This window comes from Streptomyces sp. NPDC041135 (assembly GCF_055592085.1).
This window is the reverse complement of the sequence record NZ_JBVIYZ010000004.1, coordinates 71,026-88,137: the sequence shown is the minus strand read 5'-3', so window position 1 is coordinate 88,137 and position 17,112 is coordinate 71,026. Positions and strand designations below refer to the sequence as shown.

18 protein-coding genes are annotated in these 17,112 nt (G+C 70.3%); 3 read left to right on the top strand and 15 right to left on the bottom strand.

The genetic code is table 11. The annotated features are described in order from the left end of the window. The first annotated feature begins 76 nt into the window (after positions 1-76). On the top strand, positions 77-1,066 hold the full coding sequence (gene coaA / locus ACZ6CZ_RS11540; RefSeq protein ID WP_469018120.1) for a type I pantothenate kinase: 990 nt from the start codon (positions 77-79) through the stop codon (positions 1,064-1,066). A 16-nt stretch (positions 1,067-1,082) separates the two neighbouring features. Beyond that, the gene (locus ACZ6CZ_RS11535; protein ID WP_469018118.1) at positions 1,083-2,051 is read left to right on the top strand and encodes a DUF389 domain-containing protein; all 969 of its coding nucleotides are present in this window, start codon (positions 1,083-1,085) and stop codon (positions 2,049-2,051) included. Here the strand turns inward: ACZ6CZ_RS11535 and glmM are convergent. The 3 genes from glmM to rplM form a co-directional block, all read right to left on the bottom strand. Further along, positions 2,048-3,406: a phosphoglucosamine mutase gene (gene glmM / locus ACZ6CZ_RS11530; protein WP_469018116.1), complete on the bottom strand. Its 1,359-nt coding sequence runs from the start codon at positions 3,404-3,406 to the stop codon at positions 2,048-2,050. The genes ACZ6CZ_RS11535 and glmM overlap by 4 nt on opposite strands. A gap of 169 nt (positions 3,407-3,575) precedes the next feature. Beyond that, positions 3,576-4,088 (bottom strand): 30S ribosomal protein S9, encoded by a 513-nt coding sequence (rpsI, locus tag ACZ6CZ_RS11525; protein WP_469018113.1) that lies wholly within the window; start codon positions 4,086-4,088, stop codon positions 3,576-3,578. A 41-nt stretch (positions 4,089-4,129) separates the two neighbouring features. Next, positions 4,130-4,573 (bottom strand): 50S ribosomal protein L13, encoded by a 444-nt coding sequence (gene rplM / locus ACZ6CZ_RS11520; protein ID WP_469018110.1) that lies wholly within the window; start codon positions 4,571-4,573, stop codon positions 4,130-4,132. Positions 4,574-4,918: 345 nt separating this feature from the next. Here rplM and ACZ6CZ_RS11515 point away from each other — a divergent pair, with 345 nt between their 5' ends. Next, a complete protein-coding gene (locus ACZ6CZ_RS11515; RefSeq protein ID WP_469018107.1) occupies positions 4,919-5,797 on the top strand; it encodes a hypothetical protein in 879 nt (292 codons plus the stop codon). 65 nt (positions 5,798-5,862) lie between these two features. Here ACZ6CZ_RS11515 and ACZ6CZ_RS11510 read toward each other — a convergent pair whose 3' ends face one another. The 12 genes from ACZ6CZ_RS11510 to infA form a co-directional block, all read right to left on the bottom strand. Further along, positions 5,863-6,639, bottom strand: a complete 777-nt coding sequence (locus tag ACZ6CZ_RS11510; RefSeq protein WP_469018105.1) for a polyprenol monophosphomannose synthase — start codon at positions 6,637-6,639, stop codon at positions 5,863-5,865. Further along, the gene (locus ACZ6CZ_RS11505; protein WP_469018103.1) at positions 6,636-7,946 is read right to left on the bottom strand and encodes a UDP-glucose dehydrogenase family protein; all 1,311 of its coding nucleotides are present in this window, start codon (positions 7,944-7,946) and stop codon (positions 6,636-6,638) included. The genes ACZ6CZ_RS11510 and ACZ6CZ_RS11505 overlap by 4 nt, the downstream gene beginning before the upstream one ends. Before the next feature lie 84 nt (positions 7,947-8,030). After that, positions 8,031-9,980, bottom strand: coding sequence for a glycosyltransferase family 39 protein (locus ACZ6CZ_RS11500; RefSeq protein WP_469018100.1), 1,950 nt, complete (start codon positions 9,978-9,980; stop codon positions 8,031-8,033). Then, on the bottom strand, positions 9,977-11,002 hold the full coding sequence (locus ACZ6CZ_RS11495) for a glycoside hydrolase family 26 protein (protein WP_469018097.1): 1,026 nt from the start codon (positions 11,000-11,002) through the stop codon (positions 9,977-9,979). The genes ACZ6CZ_RS11500 and ACZ6CZ_RS11495 overlap by 4 nt, the downstream gene beginning before the upstream one ends. Beyond that, positions 11,002-12,417, bottom strand: a complete 1,416-nt coding sequence (locus ACZ6CZ_RS11490; RefSeq protein ID WP_469019071.1) for a glycosyltransferase family 2 protein — start codon at positions 12,415-12,417, stop codon at positions 11,002-11,004. Before ACZ6CZ_RS11490 ends, ACZ6CZ_RS11495 begins: the two co-directional genes overlap by 1 nt. 382 nt (positions 12,418-12,799) lie before the next feature. Continuing rightward, positions 12,800-13,666 carry a tRNA pseudouridine(38-40) synthase TruA gene (truA, locus tag ACZ6CZ_RS11485; RefSeq protein ID WP_469018094.1) on the bottom strand — a complete coding sequence of 289 codons (867 nt, stop codon included), beginning with the start codon at positions 13,664-13,666 and terminating at the stop codon, positions 12,800-12,802. A gap of 90 nt (positions 13,667-13,756) precedes the next feature. Continuing rightward, positions 13,757-14,263: a 50S ribosomal protein L17 gene (gene rplQ / locus ACZ6CZ_RS11480; RefSeq protein WP_469018091.1), complete on the bottom strand. Its 507-nt coding sequence runs from the start codon at positions 14,261-14,263 to the stop codon at positions 13,757-13,759. 161 nt (positions 14,264-14,424) lie between these two features. Beyond that, complete coding sequence (locus ACZ6CZ_RS11475; protein WP_003966937.1) at positions 14,425-15,447, bottom strand: DNA-directed RNA polymerase subunit alpha; 1,023 nt, start codon at positions 15,445-15,447, stop codon at positions 14,425-14,427. A 149-nt stretch (positions 15,448-15,596) separates the two neighbouring features. Beyond that, on the bottom strand, positions 15,597-16,001 hold the full coding sequence (rpsK, locus tag ACZ6CZ_RS11470) for a 30S ribosomal protein S11 (RefSeq protein ID WP_003956432.1): 405 nt from the start codon (positions 15,999-16,001) through the stop codon (positions 15,597-15,599). A gap of 64 nt (positions 16,002-16,065) precedes the next feature. Further along, positions 16,066-16,446 carry a 30S ribosomal protein S13 gene (gene rpsM / locus ACZ6CZ_RS11465; RefSeq protein ID WP_003974244.1) on the bottom strand — a complete coding sequence of 127 codons (381 nt, stop codon included), beginning with the start codon at positions 16,444-16,446 and terminating at the stop codon, positions 16,066-16,068. A gap of 183 nt (positions 16,447-16,629) precedes the next feature. Further along, the gene (gene rpmJ / locus ACZ6CZ_RS11460; RefSeq protein ID WP_003998809.1) at positions 16,630-16,743 is read right to left on the bottom strand and encodes a 50S ribosomal protein L36; all 114 of its coding nucleotides are present in this window, start codon (positions 16,741-16,743) and stop codon (positions 16,630-16,632) included. Positions 16,744-16,801: 58 nt separating this feature from the next. Then, positions 16,802-17,023 carry a translation initiation factor IF-1 gene (gene infA, locus ACZ6CZ_RS11455; RefSeq protein WP_003948620.1) on the bottom strand — a complete coding sequence of 74 codons (222 nt, stop codon included), beginning with the start codon at positions 17,021-17,023 and terminating at the stop codon, positions 16,802-16,804. Positions 17,024-17,112 lie beyond the last annotated feature (89 nt).

Genomic DNA, 17,112 nt, shown 5'->3' with positions numbered 1-17,112 from the left:
CGCGTCCCGCTCGAGCGGCGGCCGGGCGTGACCCACCCCACCCGCCATGCCGTTCAAACTCCGTTAACAATGGACTGTGATCTCTCCGGTCTCCCCGAAGCCCCGGAGCGCCCACCGGCACCGCCCGGAGGCGACTCCCTACGTGGACCTCACCCGCGCCGAGTGGAGCGCGCTGCGTGACAAGACGCCGCTGCCGCTCACCGCGGAGGAGGTGGAGAAGCTGCGCGGCCTCGGTGACGTCATCGACCTCGACGAGGTGCGGGACATCTACCTGCCGCTGTCACGGCTGCTCAACCTCTACGTCGGCGCCACCGACGGCCTGCGCGGCGCGCTGAACACCTTCCTCGGCGAGCAGGGCTCCCAGTCGGGCACCCCGTTCGTCATCGGCGTCGCCGGCTCGGTCGCCGTCGGCAAGTCCACCGTGGCCCGCCTGCTCCAGGCACTGCTGTCGCGCTGGCCCGAGCATCCGCGGGTGGAGCTGGTCACGACCGACGGCTTCCTGCTGCCCACCAAGGAACTGCGGGCCCGCGGGCTGATGTCCCGCAAGGGCTTCCCGGAGTCCTACGACCGCCGCGCCCTGACCCGGTTCGTCGCCGACATCAAGGCGGGCAAGGACGAGGTCACCGCCCCCGTCTACTCCCACCTGATCTACGACATCGTCCCCGACCAGCGGCTCACCGTCCGGCGTCCCGACATACTGATCGTCGAGGGGCTCAACGTCCTGCAACCCGCGCTGCCCGGCAAGGACGGCCGCACCCGGGTCGGTCTCGCCGACTACTTCGACTTCAGCGTGTACGTCGACGCGAGCGTCGAGGACATCGAGCACTGGTACCTCAGCCGCTTCCGCAAGCTGCGCGCGACCGCCTTCCAGGACCCTTCCTCCTACTTCCGCAAGTACACCCAGGTGTCGGAGGAGGAGGCCCTCGACTACGCCCGGACGCTGTGGCGGACGATCAACAAGCCCAACCTGATCGAGAACATCGCCCCCACCCGCGGCCGGGCCGGCCTCATCCTCCGCAAGGGCCAGGACCACAAGGTGCAGCGGCTGCGGCTGCGCAAACTGTGACCGCTACCCTGCGGGGATGCTGCACTTGCGTCTGATCACCCCGGCCGCCGAGACGGAGGAGGTGGTGCGGCTGATCGAGGAGACGGTCGGCACCACCCACCTCGTCGTCCTGCCGGGCGCCGCCCGCGACCCGGCCGGCGACGTGGTCCTGTGCGACGTGGCCCGGGAGGCGGGCGACAGCCTGCTGAGCGGACTGCAACGGCTCGGCATCGACAGCAGCGGCTCGATCGCCGTGGAGGACATCGACCTGTCCCTGTCGAAGCGGGCCGACCGGGCCGAGGAGGACGCGCCGGGCGAGGGCGCGGACGCGGTGCTCTGGGAGCACCTGGCGGACGAGACGCACGAGGAGTCGACCCTCTCGGTCACCTACGTCGCCTTCATCACCCTGGCCACCATGATCGCGGCCTGCGGTGTGCTGCTCGACAACGCGATCCTCATCGTCGGCGCGATGGCGGTCGGGCCGGAGTTCGGGCCGCTGGCGGGGATCTGCACCGCGACGGTGCGGCGGGCGCCGCGCCTCGCGCTGCGCTCGCTGGTGGCGCTGCTGGTGGGCTTCGCCGCGGCCATGCTGCTGACCTCGGCGTTCAGCCTCTTCATGGACGCCGTGGGCCTGTTCAGCAAGGCGCAGCTGGAGGCCGACCGGCCCAACACCGGCTTCATCTACGCGCCCGACTGGTTCTCGTTCGTGGTGGCCGTCCTCGCCGGAGCGGCCGGCATGCTGTCGCTGACGTCGGCGAAGTCCGGCGCCCTGGTCGGCGTCGCCATCTCCGTGACGACCGTACCGGCCGCCGCCAACGCGGCCGTGGCACTGGTCTACGGCGACACCGTCCAGGCCGGCCGCTCCACGGAGCAGCTCCTGCTGAACCTGCTCGGGATCATCCTGGCGGGCATCCTCACGCTGCTGGCCCAGAAGGGACTCTGGGCCGCGCAGCAGCGCAGGACCGCCACCCGCGACGCCCGGGCCGCCCGGGAATCCGGGGCTTAGCCGAGCGCGGACTTCACCGCGTCCGCCAGCCGGCCCGCGACCGACCTGGCCTGGTCGATGTCGGCGGCCTCGACCATGACCCGCACCAGCGGCTCGGTGCCGGAGGGCCGCAGCAGCACCCGGCCGGTGGCGCCCAGCTCCCGCTCGGCCTCGGCGACGGCGGCGGCGAGATCGGCGGAGGTCTTCACCCGGGCCCTGTCGACGTCCGGCACGTTGATGAGGACCTGCGGCAGGCGCTCCATGACCGACGCGAGGTCCTTGAGCGTCCGGCCGCTGCGCGCGACCTCGGCCGCGAGCAGCAGACCGGTCAGCGTGCCGTCGCCGGTGGTGGCGTGGTCGAGGACGATGACGTGCCCGGACTGCTCGCCGCCGAGGGCGTAGCCGTGCTCCTTCATCTCCTCCAGGACGTAGCGGTCGCCGACGGCCGTCTGCACGAGGTGGATGCCGGCGCGCTCCATGGCCAGCTTGAAGCCCAGGTTCGACATGACCGTCGCGACAACGGTGTGGGAGCGCAGTGCGGAACGCTCCCGCATCGCCAGCGCGAGTACGGCCAGGATCTGGTCGCCGTCCACCTCCTCCCCGGTGTGGTCCACGGCGAGGCAGCGGTCGGCGTCGCCGTCGTGGGCGATGCCGAGGTGGGCGCCGTGTTCGAGGACGGCGGCCTTCAGCGGGCCGAGGTGGGTGGAGCCGCAGCCGTCGTTGATGTTGAGTCCGTCCGGTGCGGCACCGATCGTGACGACCTCGGCGCCGGCCCGGGTGAAGGCCTCCGGGGAGACTCCGGCGGCCGCGCCGTGCGCCTCGTCCAGGACGACCTTCAGCCCGTCGAGGCGGTTGGGCAGCACCCGCAGCAGATGGCCGACGTACTGCTCGAAGCCCTCGTCGTAGTCCCGCACCCGGCCGACGCCGGAGCCGGTGGGCCGGTCCCAGGGGGCGCCGGTGCGATGCTCCGCGTAGACGGCCTCGATCCGGTCCTCCAGCTCGTCGGCGAGCTTGTGCCCGCCGCGGGCGAAGAACTTGATGCCGTTGTCCGGCATGGCGTTGTGGCTGGCGGAGAGCATCACGCCGAGGTCGGCGCCGAGCGCGCCGGTCAGGTGGGCCACCGCGGGCGTCGGCAGCACGCCGACGCGCAGGACGTCCACCCCGGCGCTCGCCAGGCCCGCGACCACGGCCGCCTCCAGGAACTCGCCGGACGCGCGCGGGTCCCGTCCGACCACGGCGGTCGGCCGGTGGCCCGCGAAGGTGCCCGCCTCGGCCAGTACGTGCGCCGCGGCGACGGAGAGGCCCAGCGCCATCTCCGCCGTCAGGTCCGCGTTGGCGACACCGCGCACGCCGTCCGTGCCGAAGAGTCGTCCCACTTGTCCTCCTGAGGAAGCGTCAGTTGCGCTGTCAGGCGCCTTGTCATCCGAGCACACAAGCCTTTGAGCGTCTTGTGCCGTTATACGCCCTTGGCTGTGATAAACGAACGCCCCGGCTGGCACAGTGGCGTGCCGCCGGGGCGTTCGGAGTACGAGCAGCAGCGCGGGATTAGCGCTTGCTGTACTGCGGGGCCTTGCGGGCCTTCTTCAGACCGGCCTTCTTGCGCTCGACCGCACGGTCGTCGCGCTTGAGGAAGCCGGCCTTCTTGAGGGCGCCGCGGTTGTTGTCGACGTCGGCCTCGTTCAGGGCGCGGGCGACACCGAGACGGAGCGCACCGGCCTGGCCGGAGACACCGCCACCGGAGATACGGGCGATGACGTCGTAACGGCCTTCCAGCTCGAGCACCTTGAAGGGCTCGTTGACTTCCTGCTGGTGCACCTTGTTCGGGAAGTAGTCCTCGAGGGTGCGGCCGTTGATCTTCCACTTGCCGGTGCCCGGGACGATCCGGACGCGGGCGATGGCGTTCTTGCGACGGCCCAGGCCGGCGGCCGGCTGGGGCTCGCCGAAGCGGGACGCGAGGGACTCGGTGGTGTACTCGCCCTCGACGGGGACGTCCGACTCCGTGGTGTAGCTGTCGATGTCAAGCTCTTCGAGCGGCTGCTCGGCAGTGGTCTCGGCCACGATTCTCCTCAGATTCTCTTCGGTCTTAGGGGGTGGCCGGACTACTGCGCGACCTGGGTGATTTCGAACGGCACCGGCTGCTGGGCAGCGTGCGGGTGCTGGTCACCCTTGTAGACCTTCAGCTTCGAGAGCATCTGACGGCCCAGCGTGTTCTTGGGAAGCATGCCCTTGACGGCCTTTTCGATGGCCTTCTCGGGGTTCTTGTCGAGCAGCTCGTCGTAGCGGACCGAGCGCAGACCACCCGGGTAGCCGGAGTGGCGGTAGGCCAGCTTCTGGGTCCGCTTGTTGCCGGAGAGGTGCACCTTGTCGGCGTTGATGATGATGACGAAGTCACCAGCGTCGATGTGCGGCGCGTAGATCGGCTTGTGCTTGCCCCGCAGAAGGGTCGCGGCAGTGGTGGCGAGACGGCCCAGGACGACGTCCTGAGCGTCAATGACGTGCCACTGGCGCGTCACATCGCCGGGCTTGGGGCTGTACGTACGCACGGTTCGTAGCCTTCGCTTCGAGTGAATGGTCCTAAACAAGGTCACCGAAACGATCACGACAGCCCTGACCGCACTGCGGTGACGCATACCGCGTGCTGGTCGCTGGTCATCGGCCCGGTGGACCGGTGTAAGGGCCCGTCCCGTGAGAATGAGCAAGCCAATACACAACGAAAAAGCAGAATACCCGCGGGGCCACGGCTGGGTCAAAACGCGTCCGCCGCGACCGGACTCCGCCGGCCTCCGCACCCAGGATACGGCCGCCGCCCGGACCCCCGGGGACGCTGCCGGACCCCGGCGGCCCGCGAAACTCCGGAGCACCCCCGCCTCCCGTCTAAGATGCGCCCCATGAGCTATGGGCAGGGGGGACCTCAGTCCCAGTGGGACCCGTGGAAGCCGAACTCGCAGCAGCCGTGGAGCGACGGCGCCGACGGGTCTCCGGACTGGGCGGCGCTGGCCGAGGCCTCGGAGACGCGCAACAAGCGGCGCAAGCTGCTGTTCATCGTGGGCGGGGCGCTGGCCACGGTGGGGGTGGGAGCGGCCGTCGCCATGGCCGTCGTGTCGGCGAACGGTGACGACAGCGCCTCCGGGCAGCCCAGCGGCCTGCCCGCCACCGCGACCCTGCCCAGCGGCTCGGGCAGCGCGGTGCCGTCCTTCGCGCCGACCAGCGCGCCGCCGCCGCTGGACCCGAAGGACTTCATATCCAGCGTGAAGAAGGACACGGCGCCGCTGAGCCCCGAGACCCTGTTCCCGGGCACCCAGCTCACCATGAACGGGACCGTCTACAAGAAGGGCCCCACGGCCGACACCTCCGCCTGCGCCTCGGCCGCCGCCGGCACCCTGCCCCCGGTCCTCAGCGCCAACGGCTGCACCCGCCTGATGCGCGTCAGCTACCGGGAGAACGGCATCGCGGTGACCGTCGGCGTCGCCGTCTTCGACACCGAGGCCCAGGCGACGAAGGCCAAGAGGCAGGCCGACCGCCGGAGCATCGTGAAGTCGCTGTCCGGCAAGGGCGTCAAGGACTTCTGCAACGCCGCCGTCTGCCGCTCCACGACGAACGCCTACGGCCGCTACGCCTACTTCACGATCACCGGCTTCACCAGCGGCAAGGACGTCACCACCAAGGACACCACCGCGTTCGGCGCCGGCGACGACCTGGCCCAGTTCGCCTTCCAGCAGATCCGCCGCCGCGGCGAGGCCCAGGCGTCGGCCGCCGCGAACAAGTAGCCGCCCGCCCGGAGCCCCCGCCGCCGTGCCGCGGCGCCGGTGGCCGGTGGCCGGTGGTGCGGAGACTAGTGGCGCTTGAGCCGCAGGCGCAGCGGGACGACCGCCGACTCCAGCTGGGTGCGCAGGGTCATCTTCGACTCGCCGTCCGTGCGCTCGGCGAACCGGATGGGGATCTCCACCGCGGTGTGCCCGGAGCGCACGGCCTTGTACTTCAGCTCCACCTGGAAGCTGTAGCCCGCGCTGTCCAGGGAGGACAGCCCGACGTCGCGCAGCGTGGCGGCCGACCACAGGTTGAACCCGGCCGTGATGTCGCGGATGTCGGTGCCGAGGATCGTGCGCGCGTAGCGGTTGGCGAAGCGGGAGAGCAGGACCCGGTGGGCGCCCCAGTCCTCGTCGAGGGAGCCGCCCTCGACGTACCGGCTGCCGACGACCAGGCCCGCCCCGGAGGACACCGCCGCCGCCAGCAGCCGCGGCACCGCCTCCACCGGGTGGCTGCCGTCGGCGTCCATCTGGACGACGTACTGCGCGCCCTCCTCCAGCGCGGCGGACATGCCGGCCGCGTAGGCCCGGCCCAGCCCGTCCTTCTCGGTGCGGTGCAGCACGCTCATGCGGCGCCGGCCGCCCGCGTTGTGCTTCTCGGCCAGCTCCTCGGCGATCCGCCCGGTGCCGTCCGGACTGGAGTCGTCGACGACCTTCAGGTGCAGCCCGTCCAGCTCCAGGGCGAGCAGCGCCTCCGCCATCCGCGGCAGGTTGGCCGCCTCGTTGTACGTCGGCATCACCACGGTGACACCGGCGGCCCGGGTGATCTCACCGACGTCCGTGACGTCGCGGTACTGCGTCATCGCTCAGCATCCTCTCGGGGCGCGGGCCTGCCCAGCGCCCGGAACCGCCAGCCGGCCGCGGTCCAGCGGTCGGCGTCCAGCACTCCCCGGCCGTCCACGATCCGGGGCCGGTTGACCAGCGCGGCCGTCTCCTCGGGGTCGAGGGAGCGGAACTGCGGCCACTCGGTGAGGTGCAGCACGAGGTCGGCCCCGCGCAGCGCGTCCCGCGCCGAGGCGGCGTACCCGAGCAGCGGGTAGGCCTTGCGGGCGTTGTCCATGGCCTCGGGGTCGTAGACCGTGACGTCGGCGCCGTCCAGGCGCAGGCGCGCGGCGACGTTCAGCGCGGGCGAGTCGCGGATGTCGTCGGAGTCGGGCTTGAAGGCGGCGCCCAGCACGGCGACCCGGGCGCCCAGCACCGCTCCCCCGCACAGTTCCCGCGCCAGCTCCACCACGCGGTCGCGGCGCCGCATGTTGATCGCGTCGACCTCCCGCAGGAAGGCCAGGGAGACGCCCAGCTCGTCGGCGCGGTGGGCGAAGGCCCGGATGTCCTTGGGCAGGCAGCCGCCGCCGAAGCCGACCCCGGCGCGCAGGAACTTCGGTCCGATCCGGTCGTCGTGGCCGATGGCCCGGGCCAGCGTGCCGACGTCCCCGCCGGCGGCCTCGCACAGCTCCGCCATCGCGTTGATGAAGGAGATCTTCGTGGCGAGGAAGGCGTTGGCGGCCGTCTTGACCAGTTCGGCGGTCGGGAAGTCGGCGGTGACGAGCGGGGTGCCGGCGGCCAGCACGGGCGCGTACACCTCGCGCAGGACGGCCTCGGCCCGCGGCGAGGCCACCCCCAGCACCAGCCGGTCGGGGCGCAGGGTGTCCTCGACGGCGAAGCCCTCCCGCAGGAACTCCGGGTTCCAGGCCACCTCGGCGCGCTCGTGCGTGGCGGCGAGCCGCTGGGCGGTGCCCACCGGCACCGTCGACTTGCCCACCAGCAGGGCGTCCGCCGCCGCGTGCTCGGCGATGGCGGCGAAGGCCGCGTCCACGTAGGTCAGGTCGGCGCCCTCGCAGTCCTTGCGCTGCGGGGTGCCCACGCACACGAAGTGCACGTCCGCGAAGGCGCCGGCTTCCGCGTAGGAGGTGGTGAACCGTAGCCGGCCGCTCGCCGTGTGCCTGGCGATCAGCTCGCCGAGGCCCGGCTCGTGGAACGGCACCCGGCCGGCGCCGAGCGCGGCGACCTTGTCCGGGTCGACGTCCACCCCGAGCACCTCGTGCCCGAGTTCCGCCATGCAGGCGGCATGGGTGGCACCGAGATAGCCGGTGCCTATGACGGTGAGCCGCATGGATCGACGGCCTTTCGTGTTCTGGCTGGTGGGAAGGTGGAGCAACGGGACGGTCGGAGCAGCGCGGCGGCGGGGCGGGACGGGTCAGGAGGTCTTGACCCAGATCCGGTACGTGCCGGTGCCGCCGCCGGCGGCCGGGAACGGGATCTTGCCGACCAGCCGGTAGTGGCCGCTCCTGGTCACCTGCTGTTCGAGGTAGCCGTCCAGGTCCGGCGTCGAGACGCCGTCCAGCAGGACCACGTCGAACCAGCCGTCCTTCAGGGCGAGGCGGTAGCCCTGCTTCCCGTGGTGGACGGCGCCCTTCTTGTCCGCGTAGCCGATGCCGTAGGTGGAGGTCCACTGCGAGGCGTCCGTGCTGTTCCGCAGGTAGTAGACGGGCACCTCGTAGGTCTCACCGAGGTAGTGGCCCTTCGGCTTCATGTACGGCTCGATGGCCTTGATCATGCCGCTGGAGTCGGGCCACTGGTCGTAGCGCCACTCGGACTGCGAGACGCCCAGGCACAGCGCGGTGACCCAGATCATGATGCCCAGCTGCGGGTAGCGGAAGTGCTTGCCGACCAGCCGGATCACGCCGATGCCCGCCATCGGCGCCGCGAACAGCAGACCGAAGCCGAGGTGCTTGTAGAGCGAGACGGAGGTGTGCAGGTGGATCTGGTACGCCGGTGCCAGCAGCGCGGTGCCGGTCAGGGTCGCGCCGAGCAAGGCGCGCCAGCGCCAGCCGGGGCCGTGCAGGCCGTGGGAGCGCGGTGACTCGTTCATCCGGCCGCGCAGCGCGTAGGCGACGGCACCCGCGACGGCGGTGGCGAAGATCAGGCCGCCCCACTCCGCGGACTTCTGCAGCAGCGCGGACGCCGCGTCGGTGCCGTGGGCGCGGTTGGTGGTGGTCTGCCGTACTCCGGCGAGCACGTCGGTGTACATCAGACCGGCCCCGGCCAGCACGGCGGTGCCGGCGGCCAGCAGGAGTGCGCGCGGCACACAGCGCCAGCCGTGGTGGTGCCAGGCGGTGAGCGCGGCCAGTACGACGAGCGTGGGAACGTACAGACCGGAGGCGTACTTCACCGCGACGGCGAGCACGACGACCGGCGCGGCGAGCAGTACGGCGAGGACGGGCGCGCGGTTGGTGCGCACCACGATCCACGCCGCGAGCGCCAGCAGGAAGATCGCCGGGGCGTCGTAGGTGGCGAACCAGCCCAGCACGATCGTCGGCTGCGTGACCGCAAACAGCGCGGCGGCCACCAGCGCGACCCGCTCGTTGAACAGGCGCCGGCTGAAGGAGTACAGCAGCGCGGTGGCACCCAGCAGGCACAGCAGGCTGAGCAGGCGGGCCCCGGCCAGCCCGAAGTGCGTGTCGACGAAGGCGGCGGCCACCGGGTACAGCATGGGCGAGCCGGAGAAGTACGACGCGTACCCGCTGTGCAGCGGGGTGCCGCTCGCCCAGTGGTCCATGACGTTGTGGCCCGCCGCCAGATACAGCGCCTCGTCCTGGAAGGCGGTGTTGGACAGCCGCAGCGACAGCAGTGCCTGGACGGCGAGGACGAGCAGCAGCACACCGCGGCTCACCCAGGCCCGGCGCCTGCTCGGGGTGTCGTCCCAGCCGGCGTCGGGGGTCTCGGGTATGTGATACCCGGGCTCGGGCTCCGCTTCGGCTTCCGGCACCGTGCGCAGCGCGTACGTCGGCTGGTCGGCCGGCTGCTGGTACGGGTAGACCCGGGGGTCGTAGTCGTAGCTGTCCGGGACCTCGTAGCCCTGCGGGACCTGGTGGTGCCGGTGGTCCTGCGGGGCGTAGGGGTCCTGGCCGGCCCGCTGGTCCTGCGGGGCCTGGTAGGCCTGCGGGGCCGCCTGGCCCGGGTAGGTCCCGGGCCCCGGGTAGGTCCCGGGCCCCGGGTAGGTCCCGGGCCCGGGGTAGGTCTCGTGGTCCTCGGGGCCCGGCTGCCGCGGGATGTAGCCGTCGGAGTTGAACCAGCCGCCGGAGGTGTCGTCGTCGGCGTAGGGGTCGTAGGGCTGAGGCGTGTAGTGCTCGGGGCGCGAGGTCATGACGGCTTCCGTACGTCGAAGCCGAAACGGTCGTCGGCGGCCAGCCGCTTGAACTCCTCGAGTGCCAGCGGGCTCGCCTCCAGCCGCCAGTCGGCACGTTTCTTGTAGTTGAACCAGATGAAACCGATCATGTCGTCGTCGGCCGCCACGCCCGCGAAGAGATTGCGGATGTCGGCGCGGCGCCGCTCACCGGGCATGGCCGCGGTCTCCAGCAGCAGCATCGGCTTCCTCGTGAAGGTGCGGACCTGGTCCCGGGTCGGCCCGAAGACGCTGTCGAAGGCGTTGTCCTCACCGGCGGTGAAGTAGCCGATCAGCCCGATCCAGTCGACGTAGGCGTCGCCCGGGTAGTACGGCTTCAGCTTCACGTCCGGGACCGGGTTGACGACGTTGGGCGCCCAGGCCCAGATGACGTTGGAGGCGCCGACGTCGAGGAAGATCCGGTGGATGTGCCGCCAGGCGGCGACGTAGTCCCGGGGAGTGGTGCTCTGAGTGCCCCACTTCTCCCAGTGGCCGTTGAACTCGTCCGCGAAGTCGATCACGACGGGCAGGTTCAGCTTCCGTACCGCGGTGGCGTACTTCCTGACGTAGGCGTCCGAGTGCCCGGCCGCGATGTCGGCGATCCTGGTCTCGAAGGGCTCCCAGGACATCAGCGTCAGGGCGCCCTCGGCCCAGGCCCTGCGCACCCCGGAGGCGTCGAAGCCGTCGCCCCAGCCGGCGTAGTACTCGATGAGGTCGGGCTGCTTGCCGGTCATCCGGGTGTAGGCGTCGACGGCCTTCAGCGACGTCGGCGCCCCGGGGACGGCCGCCCCGAAGTACTTGTGAGCGGGCTTGAGCAGCGGCACGACGTCGTAGGGCACGTCGCTCGCGCCGCCCGCGGCGGAGTCCTCCCGCCCGGCCCCGCCGTGGACGGTGCCGTCCGGGCCGCCGTCGCCGGCGAGGGAGCAGCCGGTGAGGGCGAGCAGGGCCAGCAGGCAGCCCGCGAGGACCGCCCGGACCGGGAGGGAGGGGTTCACCGGGTTCATCAGGCCTCCGCCCCGGACCGGGGCTGGACCAGGACGCGGCCCACGACCAGGGCGTAGAAGAGGCCGGAGGACAGCACCAGGGCGAAGTTCGGGGCGTCCATGGTGAAGGTCCGGTACACCGCCGCCGTCACCCAGATCAGGGCCGTGCCGCCGCTCCAGGCCCACATCCCGATCCAGAAGCGCCGGGTCTTGTTCTTCTTGGCGCCGGAGGAGCCGGTCGGCTGCCAGCCCATGCGGTTCTTGCGCAGGATGTCCCAGATGGCGAAGACGTGCGCCCAGCCGTACATCATGCGGGCCGCCCAGGCCTCCAGCCGGTAGGGCGCCCGGTGCCACATGGGGAAGATCATCGTGGTGTAGACGATGCTGGGCACCACCAGCAGCAGATGCTCGACCTTGAGCTTCTCCGGCATCATCAGCAGCAGCACGATCGGGATGACCGGCGCCGCGAACGTGAACAGCGCGGTGTGGATGTAGTAGAAGAACCCGGACATGTAGCACAGGCGGCTGGAGAGCCGGATCTTGCGCTGCCAGAACTTCTTGCTGCCCAGCAGGCTCATCGAGCCCGAGCACCAGCGGTACTGCTGGTTGAAGAAGGCGCCCGCGGTGTCCGGGCACACGCCCGTGGAGACCGCGACCGGCACGTAGCGCAGGTCCCAGCCGAGGCCGCGCAGGTCGAACCCGGTGTGCACGTCCTCGGAGTGCTCGATCAGCGTCGTGCCGCCGTTGGTGTCCAGGGCCGCCCGGCGGTAGATGGCGCAGCTGCCGACGCAGATCGCGCCGTCGCTGCCCTGCCGGGAGACCTGGACGGACCGGTAGAACAGTTCCTGCACCGCGCCGGCGCCGCGCTCGATCCAGTTCTGCGAGTCCAGCACGCGGAAGTACTGGGGCGACTGGACGATGCCGATGCGCGGGTCGTCGTGCATGTACGGCAGGAGTTCCTCGAGCAGGTCGGCGCGCGGGGTGAAGTCGGCGTCGAGGATCAGGATGAACTCGCCGTCGGACTGGCCGAAGCCGAAGTGCAGGTTGCCGGCCTTCTTGAACCAGCCGCGGTTCTCCCGGGTGCCGTAGCGGAAGCCGAAGTCGCGGGCCATCGCCTCCAGTTCGCCGCTGGCGCCGTCGTCGAGGACGAACGGCACGCAGACCCCCGGGTAGCGGTCGGCCATCGCGCGCACATGCCGCCAGGTGTTGTGCAGCACCTCGATGGGCTCGCCGCACACCGGCAGGAACACGTCCACGGACGGGTACGTCCCGGGGCGCCAGCTCTGCACCAGCTTGCGGTGGTAGGCGATGTCGAAGTCCCGGGTGAAGCCGTTGACCCGCAGCGACACCAGGTAGTAGATCACCGTGAAGACCAGCAGCGGCACGTAGATCCACAGCACCGGCGTGGACTGGGCCAGCTTGAACTGGCTGACCACCAGGCAGCAGAAGCTGACCAGCGAACTGAGGGTCAGGATCCACAGGTTGCGGCGCGCGTAGGAGTACTTCTCCTTGTCCGTCGGCGGCAGGGGCAGCAGCCCCAGCGACGCACTCGCTCCGCGTCCCGCCCGTCGCCGGCCGCCGCTCTGGCGCACGGCACGACGCCCCCCGGTCCGCACGGGACCCACTGCACTCATCGAGATTTCCCACCCTGGGCCCGTGACGACCCGTCGACCCCCCAGCCAACCCCGGCCGTCCCTTCGTACGGACGGCCAAGAAACGCAACCTTATCCGAGGGGTATGGAACGTGTAAGGGATAGCTGGGAACTTACGCCCGGTAAGCACCGAGATGGGGCATAAGTGATCGACAATGCGGGGTAACTAACAGGTTTCGCAACCGGACGACCCGGGCAGGGATCGTCTGTTGCGCGCTTCCTTGTTCCGGGCGGCCAGCAGCTCGTCGGCCGGGTAGCCGACCTCCTCCAGCGTCAGCCCGTGCGGCCGTACGACATGCACCGCCGAGTCCCGTACGCCCGCGGCCAGCACCTTCCCCGGCCACTCGGGCCCGCGGTGGCCGTCCCCGACGAACAGCAGCGCCCCGATCAGCGACCGCACCATGTTGTGGCAGAAGGCGTCCGCCCGGACGGTCGCGGTGATGATCCCGTCCGCGTCCCGCACCAGACTCAGCTCCTGGAGCGTGCGGATGGTGGTCGCGCCCTCGCGCTTCTTGCAGTAGGCGGCGAAGTCGTGCTCGCCCAGCAGCGCCCGGGCGGCCTCGTTCATGGCGTCCACGTCGAGCGGCCAGTCGTGCCACAGCACGTGCCCGCGCAGCAGCGGATCGACCCCGCCGGGGTTGTCGGTCACACGGTAGGCGTAGCGCCGCCAGATCGCGGAGAAGCGCGCGTCGAACCCCTCGGGCGCCTCGGCCAGACGCCAGATCCGCACGTCCTTCGGCAGCCGCCCGGCGAGCCGCTTCAGCAGCTTCTCCCGGTGCTCCGCCCACAGCGGCGCGGGCAGGTCGACGTGCGCCACCTGGCCGCGGGCGTGCACCCCGGCGTCGGTCCGGCCGGCCACGGTCAGCTCGTACGTCGTCCCGTGCGACCGGGTGACCGTGCGCAGGGCGTCCTCGATCTCCCCCTGCACCGTCCGCCTGCCGCCGGCCTGCTTGGCCCAGCCGTGGAAGGCGGCGCCGTCGTAGGACAGGTCGAGGCGGACACGGACATGGGCGGGCTGTACTTCGTCACTCACCCCTGGATCCTCTCAGGGCCTGGAAGGTGTCGGACATGCGAAAGCGGGTCCGCCCGACAGGGGCGGACCCGCTCAGCGCGAGGTGGTGCCTCAGGCGTCCTTGGACTCCTCGGCGGACTCCTCGGCCGGAGCCTCGGTGACGTCCTCGGCCTTGGTGTCCTCGGCCTTGGCCTGCTCGGACTCCTTGACCGCACGCTTGGTGGCGGCCTCGGCCTCGCCCACGGCGTTCTGCTGCACCGTCAGCGCCTCGACCAGCTCGATGACGGCCATGGGCGCGTTGTCGCCACGGCGGTTACCGATCTTGGTGATGCGGGTGTAGCCACCGGGGCGGTTCTCGTAGCGCGGACCGATCTCGGTGAACAGCGTGTGCACGATGCTCTTGTCCGTGATCACCTGGAGCACCTGACGGCGGTTGTGAAGGTCGCCCTTCTTCGCCTTGGTGACCAGACGCTCCGCGTACGGGCGCAGGCGGCGGGCCTTCGCCTCGGTGGTGGTGATGCGGCCGTGCTCGAACAGCGACTTCGCGAGGTTCGCGAGGAGCAGCTTCTCGTGCGCGGCGCTGCCGCCCAGACGGGCACCCTTGGTGGGCTTCGGCATGGTTCTTCTCCTGTGTGTCTGCCCCGGCCGTATCAGGTACCGGAGTCAGTATCCGAGCGGGCGGTCGCCCGTCGGAGACCCGCGCCCCGAGGGGGCGCGGGGAACTGCGCGGCCAGCCGCGGCGGGCCGGCAGCCGAAATCGGACCGTCCGGACCGAGCTGTCAGTACTGCTCGGTCTCGACGAATCCGGCGTCCGCGTCGTCGTCGGCGCCGAAGGCGTCGGCGGCGGCGGTCGGGTCGAATCCGGGCGGGCTGTCCTTGAGCGCCAGGCCCATGCCGGCCAGCTTCGCCTTGACCTCGTCGATGGACTTCGCACCGAAGTTGCGGATGTCCAGCAGGTCGGCCTCGGAGCGGGCGACCAGCTCACCCACGGAGTGGATGCCCTCGCGCTTGAGGCAGTTGTAGGAGCGGACGGTGAGTTCCAGCTCCTCGATCGGCAGCGCCAGATCGGCGGCCAGGGCGGCGTCCGTCGGGGACGGACCCATGTCGATGCCCTCGGCGTCGATGTTCAGCTCACGGGCCAGACCGAACAGCTCGACCAGGGTCTTGCCGGCCGACGCCATGGCGTCGCGGGGACGCATGGCCTGCTTGGTCTCGACGTCGACGATCAGCTTGTCGAAGTCGGTGCGCTGCTCGACACGCGTGGCCTCGACCTTGTACGTCACCTTCAGCACGGGGCTGTAGATGGAGTCGACCGGGATGCGACCGATCTCCTGGCCCACCTGCTTGTTCTGCACGGCGGAGACGTAACCGCGACCGCGCTCGACGGTCAGCTCCATCTCCAGCTTGCCCTTGCCGTTGAGCGTGGCGAGGACCAGGTCGGGGTTGTGCACCTCGACACCGGCCGGGGGCGCGATGTCGGCGGCGGTGACCAGACCCGGGCCCTGCTTGCGCAGGTACATCACGACCGGCTCGTCGTGCTCCGAGGAGACGACCAGCTGCTTGATGTTGAGGATCAGGTCGGTGACGTCCTCCTTGACGCCCGGCACGGTGGTGAACTCGTGCAGGACGCCGTCGATGCGGATGCTGGTGACAGCGGCACCGGGGATCGACGACAGGAGGGTGCGGCGCAGGGAGTTGCCGAGGGTGTAACCGAAGCCCGGCTCCAGCGGCTCGATCACGAACCGGGAGCGGAATTCGTCGACGACCTCTTCGGTCAACGAGGGACGCTGAGCGATCAGCATGTGTGGATCAGATCCTTCTTTCGTGGACGCCCGCTATTTGACGCCCGACGGAAACCGCACCTGGTGAGAAATGCGGGTACTGCAAGGGTACGGGCGATACGGCCGTTTTCACGGTGCCGTACCGCCCGGAACCTCGAAGCGGCCGTGCGTCAGACGCGGCGGCGCTTCGGCGGACGGCAGCCGTTGTGCGGGGTCGGGGTGACGTCCTGGATGGAGCCGACCTCGAGGCCCGTGGCCTGCAGGGAGCGGATCGCGGTCTCACGACCGGAACCCGGGCCCTTCACGAACACGTCGACCTTGCGCATGCCGTGCTCCTGCGCGCGGCGGGCGGCCGACTCGGCGGCCATCTGCGCGGCGAACGGCGTGGACTTCCGGGAGCCCTTGAAGCCGACGTGGCCGGCGGAGGCCCAGGAGATCACGTTGCCCGACGGGTCCGTGATGGAGACGATCGTGTTGTTGAACGTGCTCTTGATGTGCGCGTGGCCGTGAGCGACGTTCTTCTTTTCCTTGCGGCGCACCTTCTTGGCAGCGCCCTGACGACCCTTGGGGGGCATCTATTACTCCTACGGGAGGTGGTCGGTCCTACAGCGAAGACCGTGGACAGAGGTCCGCTGCGGACTACTTCTTGCCCGGCTTCTTCTTGCCGGCGATGGCGCGACGCGGGCCCTTGCGGGTACGGGCGTTGGTGCTGGTGCGCTGACCACGGACGGGCAGGCCACGGCGGTGACGCAGACCCTGGTAGGTGCCGATCTCGACCTTGCGGCGGATGTCGGCCTGCACCTCGCGACGGAGGTCACCCTCGGTCTTGATGTTGTTGTCGACGTACTCGCGGATCGCGACCAGCTGCTCCTCGGAGAGGTCACGAACACGGGTGTTCGGGTCCACGCCGGTGGCGGCCAGCGTCTGCTGGGAGAGGGTCCGGCCGATGCCGAACACGTAGGTGAGGGCGATCTCCACGCGCTTTTCGCGCGGGATGTCAACACCGGAAACGCGTGCCATTCAATGGCTCCAGTTGATCTTCGGAGGTCTTCCACAGAACCGGACCCCGGCCGCCGTACCAGGTACGAACCGGGTCCCCGGCCTCCGAACCGGGGGTGTCGAGCCATGGGCTCGGGTTCTGCGTATGAACAATTCAGCTTGCGTCGCGCGAATCTCTGCGGGTGCAGAGGGTTCGGTCGTGCGTCAGCCCTGGCGCTGCTTGTGGCGCGGGTTCTCGCAGATGACCATGACCCGACCGTGACGGCGGATCACCCTGCACTTGTCGCAGATCTTCTTGACGCTCGGCTTGACCTTCATGGTGAGGTTCTCCGGGTCAGTGCCATCGCCGCGGGAGTTCCCGGGGCGCGGGCAAGATCTACTTGTACCGGTAGACGATCCGGCCACGCGTCAGGTCGTACGGAGACAGCTCCACCACGACCCGGTCGTCAGGGAGGATGCGGATGTAGTGCATACGCATCTTGCCGCTGATGTGTGCCAGGACCTGGTGGCCGTTCTGGAGCTCGACCTTGAACATGGCGTTCGGAAGAGACTCGACGACAGTGCCCTCGATCTCGATGGCACCTTGCTTCTTGGCCACGCTTCGCCCTTCGAATCGACTACCTTGATCGACTCCCTTGCGTCCCTTACGGGCGCATGCGGACATGCGGGTGCACGAGAGCCGACGAG